The sequence below is a fragment of the Corynebacterium sp. MSK044 genome (genome assembly GCF_030232825.1).
GTDB lineage: Bacteria > Actinomycetota > Actinomycetes > Mycobacteriales > Mycobacteriaceae > Corynebacterium.
The window spans coordinates 43,407-63,901 of sequence record NZ_JASPJJ010000013.1 but is presented as its reverse complement, the minus strand read 5'-3'; the positions used below and the strand labels follow the sequence as shown (position 1 = coordinate 63,901).

Genomic DNA, 20,495 nt, shown 5'->3' with positions numbered 1-20,495 from the left:
CGGCCCCGGTACCAACTACCCGGAACACGGCAGTACCGGGTCTCCGGAACACCGGTACCAAAAACCCGCATCTGACAGACGCACAGTGTGTCCACATCTAAACGCGGCAAAGACGCAGGCCAAAGCTACGGAAGCGCGCCGGCGGACAGATTTGTCCGCATCGTCCGTGACGCATATATACGCCTATATACGCCTATCTGCTCCAGAGCTGCATGAAGAACGAAAGCAAAGGAAGGAACGTTTCGGTGTCCACTTAAGTGGGCAGTTTTTGCTGGTGCGGCGCACTGAAGACGATTAACGTCGAAGGCACCTTTAGGGCACCTTTTTATGAAAGAGGCTTCGGGAACCCGGAGGAACCAAAGGGGAACCAGGGGAACCAGGGGTAACTACGGGGCACTACAGGGAGCTATTGGGAGCTATTGGCAGCTGCGGGGATGAGCAAAAGGGGGGGAACACTCGAGATGAAGCGAGTGGAGATTTCAGAAATTTCGGTTTTTGAGGGACGACCGAAATGCCCGCCGTTTCTGCGCGGGGCGGAGCTGATGGCGGCGCTGCAAACGGGGCAGGCGTTTACGGGGGAGGAGTTGGTGGGGAAATTGGGCGTCGATAAGCGAACGTTGAGGCGCGACATCCAGGCACTCCGTGCCGTTGGATTTGAGATTAAGACGACGCGGCGGGAGTCGAATTCTTACCGGTTGATGCGCGGCGAGAAGATGCCACCGTTGATTTTCGATGATGACGAGCTGGAGCTTTTGGCGCTTGTGTTCGCGTATTTTTACACGGAGGATGAGGAGCTGAAAAAGCGCGTCGGCGGATTGAAACGGCGGATCACGGACCTGGCGCCGTGGCATGTCCTGGACCGAATCGAGGCGGCTTCGAGGCAAGCGATGCGGGAGGGCATCAGCGTCTGGTTTGCCGCGAAGGCCACGCGGGACAAAGAGGCTGGTTAGGGCGTGATCAGGGCGCCGCTAGGGCGCGATTAAGTCTTGGCGCTGTCTCGGACGGGGACCCATTTGAAGGCGAAGCTCATGATGAAAATGCCGGCAGCGATGAGCGTAGACACCCAGCCGAACGCACCGGTGAAGGACGCAAGCACGGCGATCGGAGCGAGGATGGTCATGCCGATTTCGAAGGGGCCGAAGCCGACGTAGGCGACGCCATACTCGTTGAGGGTGCCGGATTTAAGCTTCGGGTCAACCATCTTGAGCAGGGCAATACCGGTGGCCACCGCGGCGGTTGCCCAGCCCCAGCCGAAGATGCCGCGTTCGATCCACTGTTCGCCGAAGTACAACGGGGCCATGACCAGTAGGTAGAACAGGCAGAACACGAGACCGAGGACGAAGAGCAGAACGAGTGCCTGCCAGTAGGCGGCGAGGGCTGCGGGGACGATGGAGGCGATGCCGAAGGCGATCATGTAGTCGGTCGCCGCGCCGGAAATGGCCGTGACGGTGTCCTTGTCCAGGTAGTTCGGTTTCTTAAACAGGCGCAGGAGACCGCGGCCAATAAAGCCGATGACGAAGGAGAGGGCGAAAAGCGGGATAGATACGTTGCCGAGGACGGTGGAGAGAAGGTCGTTAACCAGGTAGGCCACAAGCACCGTGAAGACGATGAATCCGCCGTGCAGGGCGAGCGGTTCGATCGAGGACGGGTTGGTGGTCGCTTTACCGATGGAGGGGCGTTGGGATTCGTCTTCGATGTATCCGGAGCGCAGTTCCTTGGGCAGTTCACCTTGGAGTTCAGTTGCGCGACCGGTGCGGATGCCCCAGTTGGCCACGATGACGCCACCGATGATGGCCACGATGGTGCCCACGGTTGCGGAGGTGAACCCGAGGGAGGACGCGGCGACGGCACCTGCGGTGTCTTCGAGGGAGGAGCCGACGGCGGCGGCTGTACCGAAGCCACCGACGAAGCCGACGGGCAGCATCATGCCGAACCAATCCTCGGTGCCAAAGACGGGTTTGAAGAGGTAGATGCCCAACAGGATGAAGAGGCCCCATTGGAACATGAACATGGTGGTGGAGAATGCCCACATGTTGCGTGCGCCTTTGGCCACGGATCCGCCGAGGTCCATGGAGTAGGCCATGGAGGCGAAGACGACGGCGATGAGGAGTGACGTGTAGGCGCCGATGTGGTCGGAGAACTGGATGAGTCCCAGGATTTCGGGGCCGAGGAACAGGCCGATGAGTCCGGCGGTGATCGGCGCGGGCAGCAGGAGCTGCTGGAGGACGCGGACCCGTTGACGGAGGATGTTGCCGATGATGAGGAGGATGGAGATCCATCCGACATCGGTGAGCAACACGTAGGGGGTGAATTCCATGGTGGACCTTTCAGCTCTCGGTTTCTCCGCCAGATCCGTGGGATCTGCAAGGTTCTGTCTCGGCTAGCTTAGCCGTCTCGGGGGACACGGTATCTTGGACTGCATGTCGCCACGCGTGAAATTGTCGCCGTCTTTGGTAGAAGAGCTGGTCAGTCGCCTGCCCGAGGTTCCGGAGGCGCGCGCTTTAGTGGAGGCGTTGTTGGGGGATGAGAAGGGGTGGGTGGCGGTAGGCGTCGATAGGCGAAGGCTTGCTGTTTCTGCTGATTCTTATGATGCCGTGGTGGGCCCTGTGAAAGCGGTGTTGGAGGCGCACCCGGAGATGGATGAGGTGCGGGAGCATATGATTGCGGGCTTGTCGCGGATGGGGGCCGCGGCGCGGGAGGCGGATCTTGCGGGTGTGCCGCCGGCGACTGCGATGCAGGTGATTGGGGTGCTTCCGCTTTTCGACGACACCGCGATCGCCTACTGGGCCGTCTACCTGTCCGCTTCCGTGCCGGTGGAGTATGAGGCGGGGCAAACGTTTCCCGTGTTGCGCCCAGAGATCGCTGCAGCGGCGCAAGTCGAGGGGACGGATCCGCAGTGGGATAGATTGGCCCCGGCGATTCCGCCGAATAGTTTTGGTGAGCTGGTGTTTTTCTTGCCTGCGGAGACGTTGACTAGCGATGTGGACGCGTCGCAGATTCCGCAGGTGGGTGAGTATTGGACGTTGGGGCGCGCCAGCGGTGAGCCGGTGTGGCTGACCAACACTGTGGATGCGCGTGGTGCGGCGTTGGCGGGCGTGCGGGCCGCGGTGTTTGGTGCGGCTGAGCGTGGCAGTGGTGTGAATGTGGAGCTGCTCGTGGACGCGGCCGGTGCGCACGAGCCGGGCTTGCGGGCGTTGGCGGACGCCTCAGATTGGTTGAGGTTGACGCGGGCCGATTAGAGCCGATTAGAGCAGAGGCAGGGCTGCACGCTGCTTGAGGGACTCTTCGGGGTCGACGTCCACAACAAAGACCTCGGGCTCGTATCCGGCTTGGGCGATGACGGTGCCGTCGGGCGCAACGGCAATGGAGTGGCCGATACCGGTGGGACCCGAGCTCTTCCCTGCTTCAGCCACGCCACCTGGTCGCGCCTGGTCAGCAGCAATGATGAACACCCCCGCATCGAGTGCACGGGCGCGGGCGAGGGTGTTCCACTGCTCGAGTTTGCCTTCCCCATCGGCCCAGCTGGTGGGCACAAGAATGACTTGTGCACCTTCGCGGGCGAGTTGTTTGAACTGTTCCGGGAAGCGGATATCAAAGCAGGTGGCTACGCCGATGGTGGCCCCTTCGTGGGTGAAGGTGTGCAGGCGGGTGCCAGGTTTGACGGTGTCGGATTCACTGTAGGTGGCTGTGTCGAAGGTGTGGATTTTGTCGTACCCCTCGTGGTGGCCATTGCCGGTGATCAGGGCGGTGTTGTACACGCGGTTGATCTTCCCCTGGGTGTCAGCGGGACGGAACATGCCGGCGACAATGGTGACGCCGAGCTCGGCAGCCAGCTCACGCAGGCCAGTAGAGAAGGGCCCGTCGAGTTCTTCGGCTTGGGTGTCTAGGCGACCGGAGTCGAAGGCTTGTGATGTTGCTTCCGGGCACACGATGAGCGTGGCTCCCTGCGTGGCCGCCTCCCGAATGTTTTCAGTGGCAAGCAACAAATTTTCACTCTTGTCTTTTGTGGTGGTGACTTGCACGATTCCGATTCGCATGCGCACCAGCGTATGTGGAATTTGAAACGAATTCCACAGGCCCGTTTCGCCATTTTGGGCGTTTTCCTTGCGCTTGGAGGGCGTCATGGTTTTTGCTCGGAAATATGAACTACATCCAAGCACCAGCACACAGTCTTCCTACGTTCCCCGAGTGGCATTTACCGCAGTTAGATGGTTTATCCACTCCGAGTCTCACCGCCGTTGCGTTAGCCCGAGCGCACGAAATATTACTCAACGGAATAGCCACCCGTTCCCGCAATGTGACGGATCAGGCGGCTGATCTCGCCGCCTTTGCCCATGCGGTGCGCCACGTTGATTCTTCACACGGGTTTGGGGGTGCCTGATGCTCGTAGCCAGTGAACTCACTCGTTCTGCCACGCGAATGCGCGAGGTGTCCGGGGATCTTCGTTCGCGGGTCACCGATACGTGGACTCATCGCAGTTTGCTTCACGACGTCGGCCTGGACGGCCCCACCGCCACCCAAGGTTTAGATCTCCTGACCAAGTTGGGCAACTCTTTGGAGGAGCCCGCTGCCCGCCTTACCGCGATAGCTGACGTGTTAGATACAGCCGCGGAGGTGCAGCGCGAATTGGACCGGACGTGGGAGGCGCTCGCCGGGCAGGGCAGCCTGGGCGTGGCTCCCCTCGCAGCGGTATCACCGGGCCTCGCGCTGGCCCATCAGGCGGCGTTGGCAACGCTTGCGCTTCAGATTCAGCTGCTGGACCAAGCCTGCGCGGCCTCCGTTTCGGGAGCGTGCCTTTTGGCGCACGAGGCTGATTTGGACCGGCTTGTCTTCCACCCCGATGAACCGCTTGAGCACATCAGTGAACGCAATCTGGGCACCGCTCCAGCTTCCGTCCGGGACGTGATCCGCGGTGCGGACGGCCTGCTCTTGGAGGCCACTCCCCTCCGGGACGACGCTGGCCCGAATTACGGCGATGGCTACACCGTCATGGTGGGCCCACCGAGTGATGATTCATGGCGGATCAACCCGTCTAGTGTGACCACCCTGGTAGCGGGTGTTTCTAGTGGTGATCCGGCACATTTGCCCGGCGCGATCGCACGGGCACAGCACATCGCAACCATCACGGGTGGTGCGGTGGTGGTGTGGCAGGGCTACCTGCCCCCAGCGACACTGCCGCAGGGGGCGAGTCCGAACTATGCGCGGGCGGGCGCAGATGATCTTGCGGCTTTCCAGATGGCTCTTGATGAGCGTTTCCCGGATGCCCGCCACGTTGTCATCGGCCATAGTTACGGCTCTGTCGTGGCCACGCGAGCTGCGATGGACCACGGCTTGTTCGCCGATGAACTGATCTTGGCTGGTTCCCCAGGTGTGCCGGCGCGAAACGTGGATGAGCTCACACTCATCGGCACGAACACCCGGGTACTGGTGGCGGACTCCCCCACCGATCCGATTTTGGCGCTGCGCTCCGGCCCTGGTGCGGTCCACGGATTCAACCCGGCAAGCCCACAGTTTGGGGCGGAACGGATCCCCGGGATTCGCGGCGGGCACTCCGCCTACTTCGCGGACGGGGAGTTTCTAGGGGCGGTGGGAGAGGCGGTGCGTCGCTAAGCAGAAAAGCGATCCACGAAAGAAGCGTACCGTGGGAACAGACAAGAAGACATGTGACGGAGGAAAGATGAATAAAGATTTTGCGCACCAGATTGTCCAGACCCTCGAGGCAAACGGCGTTAAGCGTATTTACGGCATTGTGGGTGACTCGCTGAATCCTGTCTCCGACGCAGTGGCTGAATCCAGCATTGAGTGGATTCACGTCCGTAATGAGGAAGCAGCAGCCTTCGCTGCGGGGGCCGAATCACTCGTGACCGGTGAGCTCGCCGTGTGTGCTGCGTCCTGTGGCCCGGGCAATACTCACCTGATTCAGGGTTTGTATGACTCGCACCGCAACGGCGCGAAGGTGCTGGCCATCGCATCCCACATCCCCAGCCAGGAGATTGGCTCGAAGTTCTTCCAGGAAACGCACCCGGAGCAGATCTTCGCGGAGTGCTCTGGCTACTGCGAGATGGTCAACTCACCGGAACAGGGCGCACGCATCCTGCACCACGCAATCCAATCGACGATGGCCGGCAAGGGCGTGTCTGTCTTCGTGCTGCCCGGTGACATTGCTAGCCAGGAAGCCGCGGATGTTCCGCTGCTGGATTCCACCATCGCGCGCGGTGATAGCAAGCGTGTCTTCCCAGATCCAACAGAGGCAGCACGCCTCGTGCAGGCCATCAATGAGGCAAAGAAGGTGACGCTCTTCTGTGGCGTTGGCACGGCAGATGCCCGGGATGAAGTGCTCGCACTAGCGGAGAAGATCAAGTCCCCCATCGGGCACTCCTTCGGTGGCAAGATGCACATCCAGCACGACAACCCCTTCGATGTGGGCATGAACGGGCTGCTTGGTTACGGCGCCTGCTACGAGGCCTCACACGAAGCTGACCTGCTCATCCTGCTGGGCACGGACTTCCCATACAACGTGTGGTTGCCCACCAAGAACGTGGCACAGGTGGACATCAAGGCGGAGAACATCGGCCGCCGCACCAAGGTGCAGTACCCGGTTGTGGGCGATGTGAAGAGCGTGATTGAGAACATCCTGCCGCACGTTGAGGAGAAGAAGGATCGCTCCTTCCTCGATTCGATGCTCAAGGAACACGCGAAACTGCTCAACAACGTCATTGAGAACTTCGGCCACAACGAGAAAGCCACCCCGATTCACCCTGAGTATGCTGCGGAGCTTATCGACGAGCTTGCGGACGACAACGCCCTCTTCACCGTCGACACCGGCATGTGCAACGTGTGGGCTGCCCGCTACATCACCCCGAACGGCAAGAAGGACGAGTTGGCTTCCTTCCGCCACGGCACCATGGCCAACGCGCTACCCCAAGCAATTGGTGCGCAGGCTGCGGACCGTGACCGCCAGGTGATCACATTCTCCGGCGACGGCGGTATGGCCATGCTGCTGGGCGAGCTCATCACGGTGAAGGAACACAACCTGCCGGTGAAGATGATGGTGTTTAATAACTCCACCTTGGGCATGGTCAAACTCGAAATGATGGTGGCTGGCCTGAAGGAGTTTGGTACCTCCCACGAGGGCGTCAACTTTGCAGATATTGCATCCGCAGCGGGCATTACGTCCTTCCGTGTGGAAAAGCCACAGGATCTAAAGAAGACCCTGAAGAAGGCTTTGGCACACGACGGCCCAGTGTTGGTGGACATTGTCACCGACCCGAATGCACTGTCCCTGCCGCCGAACTTTGATTGGTCCATGATCAAGGGCTTCACGGAGTCCGCGGTGAAGACGGTGCTCGACGGCGGGATTGGCAACATGGTCACCCTTGCCCGCTCTAACCTCCGCAACATCAAGGGTGCGGCGGCGATCGAGTTCTAGAACTCCACGAACTGTTCCCAGATCCAACGCAGCCCCTCGATCAATCCCACGAGGCCGAGGAGGGATCCGAGGACGATGAGCGGAATCTTCCACCCCAAGCCCTCCTCCCCCGGTAGCGGGGGTGTGGTCGTCGTGCCTGGGGCGGGCGGATTCACCCAGGGATCACTGCCAGGGTTCGTGCCCGGTTTGGGCTCTGATCCAGTGTCGCCAGCATCTCCACTGTCGCCACTGTCGCCGTCGGCGCTGCCAAGGCTGGCGAGAGCTTGTTCTGCTGCCTGCTTGACCTTGGGGTCGATGGTGGGGTCGGCGAGAACCTCCGTCAAAACGTTAGAGATATCCTCCGCGGTGTAATCCAGCACCGGGATGGAGAAAGTTTCGTTGAACTGTTCCACCCCTGCCGCGTTGAACAGGCGGATGGTTACGGGCAAAGAGGAGCCGGTGAAGGTCCGGTCAACCTCAATCGGGATGGTCACCGGGAGTTTGCCGGCTGTGGGGTTGGTGGAGTCATCCTCAGGCAGGTCCTCTGGGATGCCCTCAACCCGGAATCTTTCCCGCCACATGGGGCCACCGGGGTAGGTGGCTTCGAGGATGAAGGTTTGTTCTTTCCGGCCGCGGTTAGTGATCTCCCCGGTGATAGCGTTCGCGGGCAGCGCGGGGATGATGCCGTTGTGGATGTCCGGGTCCTGGGTGAGGCGGAAGCCACCCTTGCCAGAGTTTTTGTCGGCGGCGATCACTTCCAGGTCGCGGACGGTGGAGTCCTCCTGGTGGTGGTCATGCTGGTCGGTGTCAGGAATGGCAAAACGGCCAAGGCCGTCCGCGAGGAGAAGGTTGTCCCAGTCAGCCGGCACGGTGTAGGGGCCCTCGTAGCAGGTCTTCACCAGGCACACCAAAGGCAACGCACCACCATCACGGTATTCCCGGTCGGAGTACCCGAAGTGGGAGAACTGGTACAGGTAGTTCATCGTGGACAGGTAGTTGGGCAGGTTAGATAGACCATGGTTGGCTGGCACGGTGGAGGTGCCGGCGTGGGTGAGACCAAGGTTGTGGCCAAGCTCGTGCAGGATGGTGTTGCGTACCTGCTCGTCGCTGGTCATGGTGAACTGTTTGGCCACGTAAAAGGAGCCGCCGGGAGTGGTGGATACACCGGAGGAGTAGTCGCCGGCCAGTAGCTGATCGCCGATGATGCCCAGGCGGAAGATACCGTCACGTGCGCCAAGATAGTCGGCGCGGTCCGCAAAGAGGGTGGGACTGATGGTGTCCTCGGATGCGTAGTACGGGACGCGGTACGGCACCGTCGGTCCGCCCTTCATCTCGGCGGGGTTGGTGGTGAAGGTGTTGAACCACTCTCCGGCATCGATATGCAGATTGATGCCTTTGTCTTTGAACAGGTCAATGAGGTCCCGGAGAGCCTTTTTGGAGGGCCGGTATTCGTTCTTGTTGGCCTCCGCGCACTCGAGGAAGTCGGTGTAGCCGCGGGGCGTTCGTGCGTAACGGCCACCAGGTGCGCAGGATTTAGAGTCCACTTCGGGCTGCATCCAGTTGAGTTGGAGGAACACATCGCGTGTGTCGGGGGATGCGCCCCAGCGGGGGAAGTCCAAGTGTTCGTTGGGGGTGGGCTTAAAGCCGTGGCGTTCCCATTCGTCGGGGATGCCATCACCGTCAGCGTCCGTGGGTCGTACAGCCGGGACGGCTGTCACACTGATGGAGCCTGTGAACGTTTCACCCGGTTGTAGAGGCTTGAACCAGCGTCCGTTTTGGTAGCGCGCGCTACCGCTGCCGCGCTGCCCTTTGGCGCCGTCGACACCATAGGCCACGTCGGGCCAGGTGCCGTCGCCGGAGAATCCGGTTGCTTGCGGGTTGCCGTCAAAGTCCACGCTGACGGTGTAGTCCGGGCGCGTGGTGGTGGCTACCAGCGTGTTGTCGGCAGACATGGCGGTGAAGTTCGGGCTGGAATGAACCCCGGCGTGGCGTAGGTCCACCTGAAGCCTCTGTTCGCGCGATGTGGTGTTGCGCAGGGTCACATCAAGTGTGGCGGTGGTGCCGTCGATACGGTAGGTGCGCAGGACTTCAATGCCCGTATTGGAGCCGGCTGCGTGATCGATGCTGCGCACGTTAAAGATTTCGGTTGCACCTTCACGGCGGGTGGTCACAGAATCAGCAGCACTGCGTTGCGGAATGCCATTGAGGTACACGGTGGAATCCAGTCGCGTCAGCAGCGTGCCCGCGCTGGAGCGCCAGGTCAGTTCAGCACTGTCTTTATTGGTCGGCAGGAGTTTCGCACCAACCAAGCTGCCGCTGCTCGCGGTCGCGCGTGAGGTCTCAGTTTGTGCGATCTCTTGGCTGTGTGCAGGAGAAACTGCCCCGCTGAGCGCCAGCGTGACGGCTGTTGCTGCAGCTATCAGTCTTGGGAGCATCGCACGCATTGTTACCTCGCTTGCAGTTGCCGGTTGATTTTCTCAACAAGTTGCAGTGCACGCTGAGACGCAGCCAGTGTCGTCAGAATCCCCACGAGGAGAGTCATCGCCAGACCAACCCAGTCCAGAGTGCTCAATCTCAGCCTATCGCTTATCGACGACCCCTGACCCCCACCCGTCATCTCCGCCTCAACCGCTACCTCCCGATGGGAACCATCAGAATAGGTCACGATCACGGGGATGGTGATGTGGTTTTCCGGGGTGGCGTTGCGGGTGGTGGTGACGGTGAGGTGGCCCGTGGTCGCGTCGATACGCACGTGCCACCCTTCTGGCGTGAAGCTGCGTGGTAACGCGAAAGTGGTGCCGGCAGGAACCGTGCCGGTCTGTGCGGCGCTGGCGCTTCGACCTGCGCGAACCGTGATTGCGCCCCACTTCGGCCGCGCTTTTTGCGCAAGGGAGGAAACGTGAACCGGAGTAGCAATGCGGTTGTCCGAGCCATCCGAGTACAGCACATCCATGGTGGGAAGGTACAGCGCATCTGGAACAGCATCGCGCGGCATGGTGAAGTCAGTTTGCCCTGTCCCACGGTCAACGGTGAGATTTTCCAGGCCACCGTCACTGACAGAATCAAACGTTGTTCCCGAAGGCAACCCTTGTGGGGTGAAACTTCCGGCCTCACCCGGCGCAACGATGATCGGGACAGGCTGGGATGGCAGGAACTGGCTGGCGTCGCTGCCCTCAGGGTTGATGCGGACAGTGGCCGTAAGTTCATCGACTGATGCATCGGGGTACACCGCATGAACGGTGACGGTCAGTGGGGTGGCATCTTCTTCAGGTGCGGTGAGGCGGAGCGCACCGGTGTTTTTATCAATGCCCACCAGCCAGCCACGGAATCCTTCCGCGGGTTCCACCACGAAGTACTCCACCTCGGGCATGCTGGCTTCCCCGACTTGGTGCACGGTGATCGTCTTGCCCTTTGCCGCGGTGCGGTTCTCCTCATACGCCGGGGAGTACTTCTCCGCCATGAGGTCGCCCACCAGCAAGAACTCCACGACCACCGTGTCGAAGGACCCGTCTGCGTAGGTCACCTTCACCGTCACGGGGATTTTTTCGCCCACCTGCATGCCCGGCGGAGTAAGCACCGTCAGCTTGCCTTCCGCATCCACGACGGCAGTCCCAGACACGACCTCAAAGCTCGTGCCTTCTGGTGTGGGCTGGCGGTTAAAAGTCACACCCCCATGGACCACATTGAAGGTGGGTGCATGACTACTCCCGCCTTGGCCAACATGGGCAAAGGACGGCGGGTACACCGGCTCATGCGTGTCCGCCAACGTGGCATCCTCCGGCTCATCCTCCCCCGGCTCCGGTGTCACTGCACCCACGTTGATAGTCAGAGTGGACACAGCGCGGTTGCGGTACAGAAGGTCCACGGTGACCTCCTTGCCTTCGTCTTCCGCACCGAGTGTGTAAGAGCAGGCAGCAACGTCAGCAGCGGAAGCCACCTGACACTTCTTCACCACCTGAGCACCCCGGCGCCACACAATCGTGTTCGCCGCTGGCGGCAACTCTTCGTCCACCCGCAAAGCCACGGTCTCCCCCACCTCACGGCTCACCGTCGTCTCCTGCGTACCCGCGAAACTAAACCCGGCTGCGGGGTCCTTCACCACAAGCGGGATGGTGCTCTCATGCGTGGGCGAATAGCTCACCAAATCAATGCGGGTGCCCGCCGGATAATCAATGCGCAGCGCACACGAGGAAGCATCAAAACCGTTGGGGAACTCGCAGCTTTTCACCACGGTTCCGCTGACAACCCACTCCTGCTTCGTCGGCGTGTAATCAATCGGCCTGAGCACCACGCGGTCCCCGATGTACACAACACGGGGTTCAGCTTGCTGCGCCTGGGCAACAGCTGGACCAAAGCCGTGTGGCCCACCGACATGCATCGTGAACGAAGGAACGCAAAGCCCCACTGTCATAGCGACAGCGATGGCCGTGATCCGGCGGTGTGCAGACCTCAATACGGTGCGTCCTCTTCTCTTTTCATGCCCCGAAAGGGCATACCTGTAATTGATCTTGCCAGAAACAACGCAGGAGGCAAACACACACGACCACGCACAAGTGTGGCCAGGAAATATCAGCTTCCCCTAGCCCCGCTCACGACGAGTCGAACGGGACCACGCCACCAGCGCGGTGGAGCGGGGAACGTGGACGAGTTCACCACCTCGTCGAGAAGCAACACGTGCTTGCGCGAGGTGCTCCTTGAGCTGTGCATTCTCATCCTCAAGTTGATCAATCCGCTCGCTAAGCTCAATGATCGTCTTGATCCCCGCGAGGTTCACACCCTCCTCCTGGGAAAGGTGCTGAACCTGGCGCAGGCGCTTGATGTCGCGCTCCGAATAGCGGCGACCGCCACCGGAGGTACGCACAGGACTAACCAACCCCATCCGGTCATACGTGCGCAGGGTCTGGGCGTGCATGCCGGTGAGCTCAGCGGCAACGGAGATGACAAAGTACTCGCCTGAATACTGTTCCGAACTAGCCATTTCGCTCACCCCTTAGACCGCCCCGGCCCAACCCGCACGCGGGTTGAAGCCAGAGTCCTTCTCCGCCTGGGCGTAGGCACGCAGCGCACTCGTCGCTGCCGTGTCCAGGTTCTTCGGCACCGTAATCTGCACCGTAACCATCAGGTCACCATTCGTGCCCGATCGGCGTGGCACACCACGGCCCTTCACGCGCAGCGTCCGACCATTCGGCGTACCAGCAGGCACCTTCACCTTCACCGGGTTATCCAAGGTGGGCACAGTCACCGTGCCGCCCAAAGCCAACTCGCTGAAGCTCACCGGCACCGTCACCTCTAGGTCATCCCCGGTGCGCGTGAACACCTTGTCCGGGCGGACCGTCACGTTGACAAACAGGTCACCCGCCGGCGTCCCATTCGGGCCCGCCTCACCCTGGCCAGCCAGACGGACCTTCTGCCCATCAATCACACCAGCCGGAATACGCACCGTGATCGAACGGGTCTTTCGCACCGTCCCACCACCGTGGCACGTGCCACACGGGTGTTCCACGATCTGCCCGGTGCCGCCACAGCGAGTGCACGGCCGGGACATCCCGAAAGCGCCCCGCTGCTCACTGACAAAACCGCTCCCGGAACAATCCGGGCACGTCGTGGTTTTGCCGTCCTTCGAACCAGAGCCATGGCAATCCGTACACGGCGCCTCACCAGTGAGTTCCACCGGGATCGTCGTGCCCTTCACCGCCTCACGGAAGTCAAGGGTTATTTGCGTTTCGACGTCGGCCCCCCGCGTCGGCCGAGCATTCCTGCCACCATTGCCGCCGCGGTTAAAGAGGCCACCGAAGATGTCACCAAGACCGCCTTCCGCAGAAAATCCTCCGCCTTGTCCAAACCCGAAGTCGTCGAATCCTCCGCTGAAGTCCGAGGAGTTTTGGGAGCCCGTCGTGCGAAACCCACCCGGGAAACCCGAGCCTCCCCTCCCCCCGAAGCGCATGAAGCCTCCGGAGTCCATCATCGACTTAAACTCGTCGTATTCCTTGCGCTTAGCCTCATCGCCGAGCACGTCATACGCCTCAGCCACGCGCTTAAATTTTTCTTCCGCTGCCTTATTGCCGGGGTTCGAATCCGGGTGGTTCTCCCTAGCCAGCTTGCGGTAAGCCTTCTTAATTTCAGCGGTGGTGGCCGACTTACTCAAACCCAAATCACCGTAGTAGTCCTTGTTGGACCATTCCTGTTGCATAGCCATGTGCACCTCCTCCTTTCCAAATAGGAAGCTTTCGGAACTAATTCGATATATCTAACGCCCCCATCGGGAGCCAATTTTGTTGAGTTACTAAAAGTACTGGTCAGAGCCTTAGGCCCGAAAGAGCCGATTTTTCGGGTGCCAGATTTCTCGACCCCGTCGAGCAAAAGGGGCGGGCGGGGTTCCCCGTCCCGCCCCCATGGTCAGCCTGGGCGATTACTCTGCAGGATCCGCGATGATCACCATCGCGTTGCGGATCAGCTTGTCACCCAGCTTGTAGCCGCGGCGCAGAACCGTTCCGATGACCTTGTCATCACCGGAGGACAGATCCTGCACTGCCTCGTGGATCTCCGGGTCGAAGGCATCGCCCTCGTCACCGAAGGGAGCCACACCGTGGCCGGTCAGAACCCCGGCCAGGTTGTCGGCGAATGCCTTCAGGGGACCTTCTTGCAGGTCGCCGTGTTGGCGGGCGAGCTCCAAATCGTCGAGAAGCGGGAGCAGCTGCGAGACAATCTTGACCTTCGCTAGATCAGCGATCTGAGTGCGCTCGCGGTCCGTGCGGCGACGGTAGTTGGCGTACTCGGCGCTGACGCGCTGGAGGTCTTCCGTACGCTCAGCAAGCTGAAGCTCCAGGTCAGAGACCTCCCCATCGCCGTCCACGTCAGGGGCGACCTGGGGGTCGAGCCCTTCGGTGTCGGTAAGCTCATCGGCTACGAACTCCTCCGTAGCGTCAGTCGCCTCAGTAGCTTCCGGGTTCTCGGGCGTGGGCTGGTTCGGGTTGGTCATGGTGGCAGCTCCTTACTTGTCCTCGGAGTTGTCAGCGTCAGCGTCGTCCTCAACAACCTCGGCGTCGACGACATTGTCATCGGCCGGGGCGTCAGCCTGAGCAGCGCCAGCGTTGGCCTCCGCCTCGTAGATGGCCTTACCCATCTCCTGGGACTCGGTGGACAGCTTCTCCACTGCGGCCTTGATGGCGTCGATGTCGGTGCCCTTGAGAGCCTCGTCGACCTCATCGGCAGCAGCGGTGACCTTGGACTTGATGTCCTCGGTGACCTTGTCAGAGTTCTCGTCCAGGAACTTACGGGTTTGGTATGCCATGGATTCCGCGTTGTTGCGGGTTTCCTGCTCCTCGCGGCGAGCCTTGTCCTCGTCAGCGTGAGCCTCGGCGTCCTTGATCATCCGGTCGATCTCCTCCTGGGACAGGCCAGAGCCTTCCTGGATCTTGATCGTGTTTTCCTTACCGGTACCCTTGTCCTTCGCGGTCACGTTGACAATGCCGTTGGCATCGATGTCGAAGGTGACCTCGATCTGCGGGACGCCACGCGGTGCCGGTGCGATGCCGCCGAGTTCGAAGGAGCCGAGCAGCTTGTTAGCGGAAGCCATTTCGCGCTCGCCCTGGAAGACCTGGATCTGCACGCTCGGCTGGTTGTCCTCAGCCGTGGTGAAGGTCTCCGAACGCTTCGTCGGGATGGTGGTGTTGCGCTCGATCAGCTTGGTCATCACACCACCCTTGGTCTCGATGCCGAGGGAGAGCGGAGTGACGTCGAGAAGCAGCACATCCTTCACGTCACCGGTGAGCACGCCAGCCTGGAGTGCAGCACCGAGTGCCACGACCTCATCCGGGTTGACGGACTTGTTCGGATCCTTGCCGGTGAGCTCCTTGACCAGGTCAGACACAGCCGGCATACGGGTGGAACCACCAACCAGGACAACCTGATCAATGTCGCCGACGGACAGGCCAGCGTCCTTGATCACCTGGTTGAACGGCTGCTTGGTGCGATCCAGCAGGTCAGAAGTGATCTTCTGGAACTCGGTGCGGGACAGGCTCTCGTCGAGGAAGAGTGGGTTCTTGTCCGCATCCACCGTGATGTACGGCAGGTTGATGGAGGCCTGCTGCGCAGAGGACAGCTCAATCTTCGCCTTCTCAGCAGCCTCACGCAGACGCTGCAGAGCCATCTTGTCCTTCGTCAGGTCGATGCCGTGCTGGCTCTTAAACTTATCGACGAGCCAATCCACCACACGCTGATCCCAGTCATCACCACCCAACTCGTTGTCACCAGCGGTAGCCAGAACCTCAACAACGCCGTCGCCGATCTCCAGCAAGGAGACGTCAAACGTACCGCCACCCAGGTCGAAGACCAGGATGGTCTGCTCCTTCTCACCCTTGTCCAGGCCGTAAGCCAGGGCAGCTGCCGTCGGCTCGTTCACAATACGCAGGACGTTGAGGCCTGCGATCTGGCCAGCCTCCTTCGTTGCCTGACGCTGTGCGTCCTCGAAGTATGCCGGCACGGTGATCACCGCGTCGGTGACGTCAGTACCCAGGTAAGCCTCCGCGTCGCGCTTCAGCTTCATCAGCGTGCGAGCGGAAATTTCCTGCGGGGTGTACTTCTTGTCATCAATGTCAACGTTCCAGTTGTTGTCGCCCATGTGGCGCTTCACGGAACGGATGGTGCGGTCAACGTTGGTCACCGCCTGGTTCTTTGCAGACTGGCCAACAAGGATCTCACCGTTCTTCGCGAAAGCGACGACCGACGGAGTCGTGCGTGCACCCTCCGCGTTGGCGATAACTACCGGCTCGCCACCCTCCAGAACGGAAACGACGGAGTTCGTCGTACCAAGGTCAATACCTACTGCGCGTCCCATAATTCATGTCCTCCTAAGTGTTTTAGTGTCTTCGTTTCTCAAGTTAAGTCCCTTCGACTCAACTTCTGCGAGCCACTGTACCACTCAAAGGGAATTCAGTGTCGCAAGGTTGAGCCTGACTGACTCAATCCTTACAACGGCGCGACGCTTAAAGTTGTTCCCACTCCGCTCAACTTTCTTCATTAAAGCAGGCCAAGTGAGGTTTTAAGGGTCGGGTTAGGAGCCTTTAATGCGAACTGAAGAAGTCATCCACCGCTGGCCGTACTGCATAGCCGATGCCCGCGGCAACGAGCACGAGGCCAACGATTCCGGCGATGAGCACACCGAACATCTCGGTGAATGACAGAGAGGAACCGGCCGGGACGGAGCTGGAGTCGCTCGCGCCTTCCGCGCATGAAGTCAGGGCCTTGTTGTAGCCAGCAATGGGGCCGGCAAGCTTCAGGGCATCTTCGCGCATCATGATCTTCACCGAATGGCTGATGTCACTCACACCGCCAAGGACACTGCCCAGGAGCCCACCGAGACCACCGCCACCAAGGACGGTACTCAGATCCAGCCCCAGGGTCTCCCCGAGTTTCTTGGCTTCTTCGCGGGTGAGCTCCATCTGAGAATCAGTGATCATATCCTTCTTCGACGCCCTGGTCAGCGCGACAAAGATGTTGTAGTTCTGACGCTCGTAGCGCCACAGACGCTTTTGCGCCTCCTTCACCTCAGGGTCATCGGAGTACGGGTTGGGGTCATCCACCGTTTTCGCCCACGCCACGTACATATCCAGGTCCTGCTTGCGCTGCTCCTGCGAATACGAACTGGTGGACTCCTTCTCACTCAGCGTTTGCACTAGCTGATCCGCAAGCCGCCCATAGACGTTCTTGTAGGCATCATTGACGCGAGCCTGATCCTGCTCGGTGAAGGAGATTGTGCACTTGTGGGTTTCCTCGTCATAACTGACGGTGTACGCGTGCGCGGGAACGCTCAGCGTGGCACTAGCAACAGCGGTGGCGGTGGCGACCGCGATGGCGACATGACGAAGCTTCAAGACAGGAAAACCTTTCAATTTCAACTAAAACTGCCCGGAAATGTTCAAACAATTGTAGAATCCTGTCTACATCTCTCCCCTGTCCCCCTGCTCTCTGCCCAAAAGAGGGCCTCAACCTTGAGGTTTTCAACGTGTCCCGTCGTTTTCCCTTCCATATTGCTATTGCTGGTTTGACGGCCTTCGCGGTTGCCACACCCACTGTTGTCGTCCCAGCGAACAACTCGATCATCGCTGCGGCGATCGCCCAGGCCGCTGAGGCGGTGACCGTTACCGGCGAGAGCACCGTTGCCGCGAAGCAGCCGGCCACCTTCACCGCCACTGTCCCAGGCGCCACCACTGGCAAGGTGCAGTTCTTCCTCGACGGCGTCCTGGTAGCCACCACCGATGTCAACGGCGAAGGTGTTGCCACCGCCTCGATCACCCCGAAGTCCTACGGCGAGCACACCCTGACCAGTCGATACATCACCACTCGCAACGACGTTGACTACACGCTCAACCCCGACGGCACCACCACCTTCACCACACCCTTCCCCACCAAGTTCGACATGGACGGCAAGGGTAAAACCGGCACCGACGGGGACACCTACGATCGCTTCACCATCAACAAGCAGGTCAGCAGCATCGACAACCCCATCGAACTCCAACCGGGTGACACCTACACCCTGAACGGCCGAATGACCACCGCCAAGCTTGGTCGCCTTTTCGAGGTCGGCCTCAACCCCGCACCCGGCTCCACCTACGTTGAAGGCACTGGTGCGCGCTACCACGCTGATTCAGACAACGCGGATAGCTCCGTAGCGGTAAAGACCCGCGCTGATGAAAACGGTTTGTCCATCACAGAGTCTGGTTCCCTCGTTAAAGCGCCGGGTTGGGGTCAGACCACCGATGGCCAAACCTGGCCGACGGTCAACGAAGGCTACATCGGCTTCCAGCACAAGAGCTCGTATACCGTCACCAAGGGCACAACCTGGGAACTCGGCGGTGACTTCATCGCACCGGACATCCCCGGCATCCACATCCCGCAGTACGCCGCCTACAAGTACATGGAGAACCTCCACGTCCTCGTGCCCATGAACGAGGCCACCTTCAAGATCGCACCGAAGGAACTCCCGCCGCGCAACGACCTGCCAGCGGAACAGACCAGCCTTACCGTCAGCGCGGACAAAGGCACCGTCATCGAGGGCACCGAGTCACGCCTCACCGCAACCATCACCCCAGCCAATGCTGCTGGCACCGTCCAGTTCAAGAACAACGGTGAAAACATCGGCAACCCCGTCCCCGTTGCTAACGGCACCGCCGAACTGACCCACACCCTGCCCCTGGGCGCCAACGAGATCACCGCCGAGTTCACGCCAGACAACCCAGCGACGTTCACGCCGGCGACGGGGAAGGGGACGACGGTGAACGTCGAAAAGCTTCCTGCAACCGCCACGACCTTGACGTACATGGGCGACCGCGCGGGCACCGTGAACAAGCCCGCGCAGCTCAAAGTCAAGGTCAACCCGGACACCCCGGGCACCGTGCAATTCTTCGAGCTTATCGACGCCACCCCCACCCCCCTCTCCGACCCCACCCAACCCGAATCCGGCGTGGCCACCACGACCTACACCCCGGATTCAACCGGCACCAAGTCCTTCAAAGTCGTGTTCACCCCTGCCGACGCAGACGCGTTCGCAGGCTCTGAAACCACGTTTGAACTCGAAGTGGAGAAGCAAGCAACCACCCTGCAACTGACCGCCGAGGACAACAAGAAGGGCGGCGACCACGTAGCCATCACCGCCACCGTCACCCCGCAGGTGGACGGCACCGTCGAATTCTTCAACGGCGACCAGTCCCTGGGCACCAGCCCCGTGGATACCGCCACCGGCACTGCGTCTGGCACTGCCACCATCAGTGACACCTTCCCCACCGGCCGCCACGACCTCCGCGCCGTGTTCACCCCCACCGCCGGCGACACCTACTCCCCGGCCGAAGCAACACACACCCTGGTCATCGGCTCACGCGACAAGAAGGACACCACCCTCGACCTCGCCGCCAACCCCAACGAACTGACGCTTGGTGAAAGCACCACCGTCACCGCCACCATCGCCGGCGCCACCACCGGCCTAGTCACCTACACCGATGACAACGGCGTTCAAGGCTGGGCACCCGTCACCAACGGCACCGCCACCTTCACCTACACCCCGAAGACCGACGGCCCTAAAACCATCAAGGCCGAATACGTCCCCACCGACGGCGCCGCCGACACCCACAACGGCTCCACCGGCACCACCACCGTGACCGTCAACCCGGCACCTCCCGTCACCCCAGAAAAACACGACACCGCCGTGCTCCTCGCCGGCCCCTCCAAGGTGACCACCGGTGAGGACATCGACCTCACTGCCCTTGTCACCCCCGCCAATGCCGCCGACACCGCAGCATTCAACCCCTCCGAATCCACCCACTCCGCCATCGTCGCCGACGAAAAACCCGCCGTCACCGTGACCAACACGACCACCCAGGTCGAGCCCACCACCGTGGTTGAGACTGAACGTGAAACAGTTCGCGAGACCACGACCCAGGTGGAGCCGACCACCGTGACGGAGGTCTCCACCCAAGTTGAGCCGACTACCGTCACAACCACTGTTCCAACCACGGTGAACACCACCACGACCGAATCGGTGACCGTCACCACCACCGCCACAGCACAGCCTGAAAAGCAGGCTCCGGCCACACCCGCGGTGGACGCCTCCCGCGCAATCGAAACCACCGACGGACGCGAAATCACGCTCACGGCAGGCACGTCGCCGAAGACAAAAGGTCGCATGGTTTTTGAGCTTTCCGACGGCACCAAGCTCAGCGACGCCCCCATCGACCCCGACGGCACCGCCCGCTTCAAGCACACCTTTGACAAGCCAGGGCAGTACGAGGTGCGTGCCTACGTCCTCGCTGAGGACGGCACCGAGGGAGAGCGCTCCGTACCTCTCACCGTGACTGTTGCGGAGAAAACCACTCCGGATACTCCAGATACTCCGGGGGACGGGGGATCGTCGACAAGCACTGATGCCTCGAGCTCGGAGAACAACCGTGCCATCTCCTTCGCGATTGGCGGCAGCCTGCTCGCTCTGCTGCTCGGCGCCCTGGCCGCGGTGGTGCTTCAGTCGCCCCCGGTGCGCCAATGGTTCGAGCAGATGGGCATCCGCTACTAGGCGCTAACCACGAAAAACTCCCCGCTG

Annotated in this window: 14 protein-coding genes; 5 read left to right on the top strand and 9 right to left on the bottom strand. The window is 61.0% G+C overall.

The genetic code is table 11. The features are described from left to right. The first annotated feature begins 470 nt into the window (after window positions 1–470). Complete coding sequence (locus QP994_RS08390; RefSeq protein WP_284866179.1) at window positions 471–950, top strand: helix-turn-helix transcriptional regulator; 480 nt, start codon at window positions 471–473, stop codon at window positions 948–950. Between the two features lie 29 nt (window positions 951–979). Here the strand turns inward: QP994_RS08390 and QP994_RS08385 are convergent, their stop codons facing one another. Further along, entirely contained in the window at window positions 980–2,317 is a 1,338-nt protein-coding gene (locus QP994_RS08385) for a sodium/glutamate symporter (RefSeq protein WP_284866177.1), read from the bottom strand. A gap of 103 nt (window positions 2,318–2,420) precedes the next feature. Between QP994_RS08385 and QP994_RS08380 the strand changes: the two genes are divergently transcribed. Beyond that, window positions 2,421–3,239, top strand: coding sequence for a ferredoxin reductase domain-containing protein (locus QP994_RS08380; RefSeq protein WP_284866175.1), 819 nt, complete (start codon window positions 2,421–2,423; stop codon window positions 3,237–3,239). 6 nt (window positions 3,240–3,245) lie between these two features. Here QP994_RS08380 and QP994_RS08375 read toward each other — a convergent pair whose 3' ends face one another. Then, entirely contained in the window at window positions 3,246–4,037 is a 792-nt protein-coding gene (locus tag QP994_RS08375) for a carbon-nitrogen hydrolase family protein (protein ID WP_284866173.1), read from the bottom strand. A gap of 343 nt (window positions 4,038–4,380) precedes the next feature. Here QP994_RS08375 and QP994_RS08370 point away from each other — a divergent pair, with 343 nt between their 5' ends. Next, window positions 4,381–5,610: an alpha/beta hydrolase gene (locus tag QP994_RS08370; RefSeq protein ID WP_284866172.1), complete on the top strand. Its 1,230-nt coding sequence runs from the start codon at window positions 4,381–4,383 to the stop codon at window positions 5,608–5,610. A 67-nt stretch (window positions 5,611–5,677) separates the two neighbouring features. Beyond that, window positions 5,678–7,429, top strand: a complete 1,752-nt coding sequence (locus QP994_RS08365; protein WP_284866170.1) for a pyruvate dehydrogenase — start codon at window positions 5,678–5,680, stop codon at window positions 7,427–7,429. Here QP994_RS08365 and QP994_RS08360 read toward each other — a convergent pair. The 7 genes from QP994_RS08360 to QP994_RS08330 form a co-directional block, all read right to left on the bottom strand. Beyond that, on the bottom strand, window positions 7,426–9,843 hold the full coding sequence (locus QP994_RS08360) for a zinc metalloprotease (RefSeq protein WP_284866167.1): 2,418 nt from the start codon (window positions 9,841–9,843) through the stop codon (window positions 7,426–7,428). The two genes, QP994_RS08365 and QP994_RS08360, sit on opposite strands and share 4 nt — an antisense overlap. Window positions 9,844–9,854: 11 nt before the next feature. Beyond that, the gene (locus tag QP994_RS08355) at window positions 9,855–11,861 is read right to left on the bottom strand and encodes a Rib/alpha-like domain-containing protein (RefSeq protein ID WP_284866165.1); all 2,007 of its coding nucleotides are present in this window, start codon (window positions 11,859–11,861) and stop codon (window positions 9,855–9,857) included. A gap of 126 nt (window positions 11,862–11,987) precedes the next feature. Then, window positions 11,988–12,386, bottom strand: a complete 399-nt coding sequence (locus QP994_RS08350; protein ID WP_284855249.1) for a heat shock protein transcriptional repressor HspR — start codon at window positions 12,384–12,386, stop codon at window positions 11,988–11,990. Between the two features lie 12 nt (window positions 12,387–12,398). After that, on the bottom strand, window positions 12,399–13,604 hold the full coding sequence (gene dnaJ, locus QP994_RS08345) for a molecular chaperone DnaJ (RefSeq protein ID WP_284855250.1): 1,206 nt from the start codon (window positions 13,602–13,604) through the stop codon (window positions 12,399–12,401). Window positions 13,605–13,817: 213 nt separating this feature from the next. Next, entirely contained in the window at window positions 13,818–14,387 is a 570-nt protein-coding gene (gene grpE, locus QP994_RS08340) for a nucleotide exchange factor GrpE (RefSeq protein WP_284866163.1), read from the bottom strand. Window positions 14,388–14,399: 12 nt separating this feature from the next. Further along, a complete protein-coding gene (gene dnaK, locus QP994_RS08335; RefSeq protein ID WP_284855252.1) occupies window positions 14,400–16,244 on the bottom strand; it encodes a molecular chaperone DnaK in 1,845 nt (614 codons plus the stop codon). Window positions 16,245–16,470: 226 nt separating this feature from the next. Continuing rightward, the gene (locus QP994_RS08330) at window positions 16,471–17,280 is read right to left on the bottom strand and encodes a hypothetical protein (protein WP_284855253.1); all 810 of its coding nucleotides are present in this window, start codon (window positions 17,278–17,280) and stop codon (window positions 16,471–16,473) included. Window positions 17,281–17,411: 131 nt separating this feature from the next. On the opposite strand from QP994_RS08330, the gene QP994_RS08325 reads away from it, so the two are divergent. Beyond that, window positions 17,412–20,468 (top strand): Ig-like domain repeat protein, encoded by a 3,057-nt coding sequence (locus QP994_RS08325; RefSeq protein ID WP_284866161.1) that lies wholly within the window; start codon window positions 17,412–17,414, stop codon window positions 20,466–20,468. The last annotated feature ends 27 nt before the right edge of the window (window positions 20,469–20,495 follow it).

Bases quoted from the DNA above. Each gene is read 5' to 3' on its own strand.
- QP994_RS08370 (WP_284866172.1), top strand. From the start codon at position 4,381: ATGCTCGTAGCCAGTGAACTCACTCGTTCTGCCACGCGAATGCGCGAG.
- QP994_RS08350 (WP_284855249.1), bottom strand. From the start codon at position 12,386: ATGGCTAGTTCGGAACAGTATTCAGGCGAGTACTTTGTCATCTCCGTT.
- QP994_RS08385 (WP_284866177.1), bottom strand. From the start codon at position 2,317: ATGGAATTCACCCCCTACGTGTTGCTCACCGATGTCGGATGGATCTCC.
- dnaJ (WP_284855250.1), bottom strand. From the start codon at position 13,604: ATGGCTATGCAACAGGAATGGTCCAACAAGGACTACTACGGTGATTTG.
- QP994_RS08380 (WP_284866175.1), top strand. From the start codon at position 2,421: ATGTCGCCACGCGTGAAATTGTCGCCGTCTTTGGTAGAAGAGCTGGTC.
- QP994_RS08365 (WP_284866170.1), top strand. From the start codon at position 5,678: ATGAATAAAGATTTTGCGCACCAGATTGTCCAGACCCTCGAGGCAAAC.
- QP994_RS08375 (WP_284866173.1), bottom strand. From the start codon at position 4,037: ATGCGAATCGGAATCGTGCAAGTCACCACCACAAAAGACAAGAGTGAA.
- dnaK (WP_284855252.1), bottom strand. From the start codon at position 16,244: ATGGGACGCGCAGTAGGTATTGACCTTGGTACGACGAACTCCGTCGTT.
- grpE (WP_284866163.1), bottom strand. From the start codon at position 14,387: ATGACCAACCCGAACCAGCCCACGCCCGAGAACCCGGAAGCTACTGAG.
- QP994_RS08360 (WP_284866167.1), bottom strand. From the start codon at position 9,843: ATGCTCCCAAGACTGATAGCTGCAGCAACAGCCGTCACGCTGGCGCTC.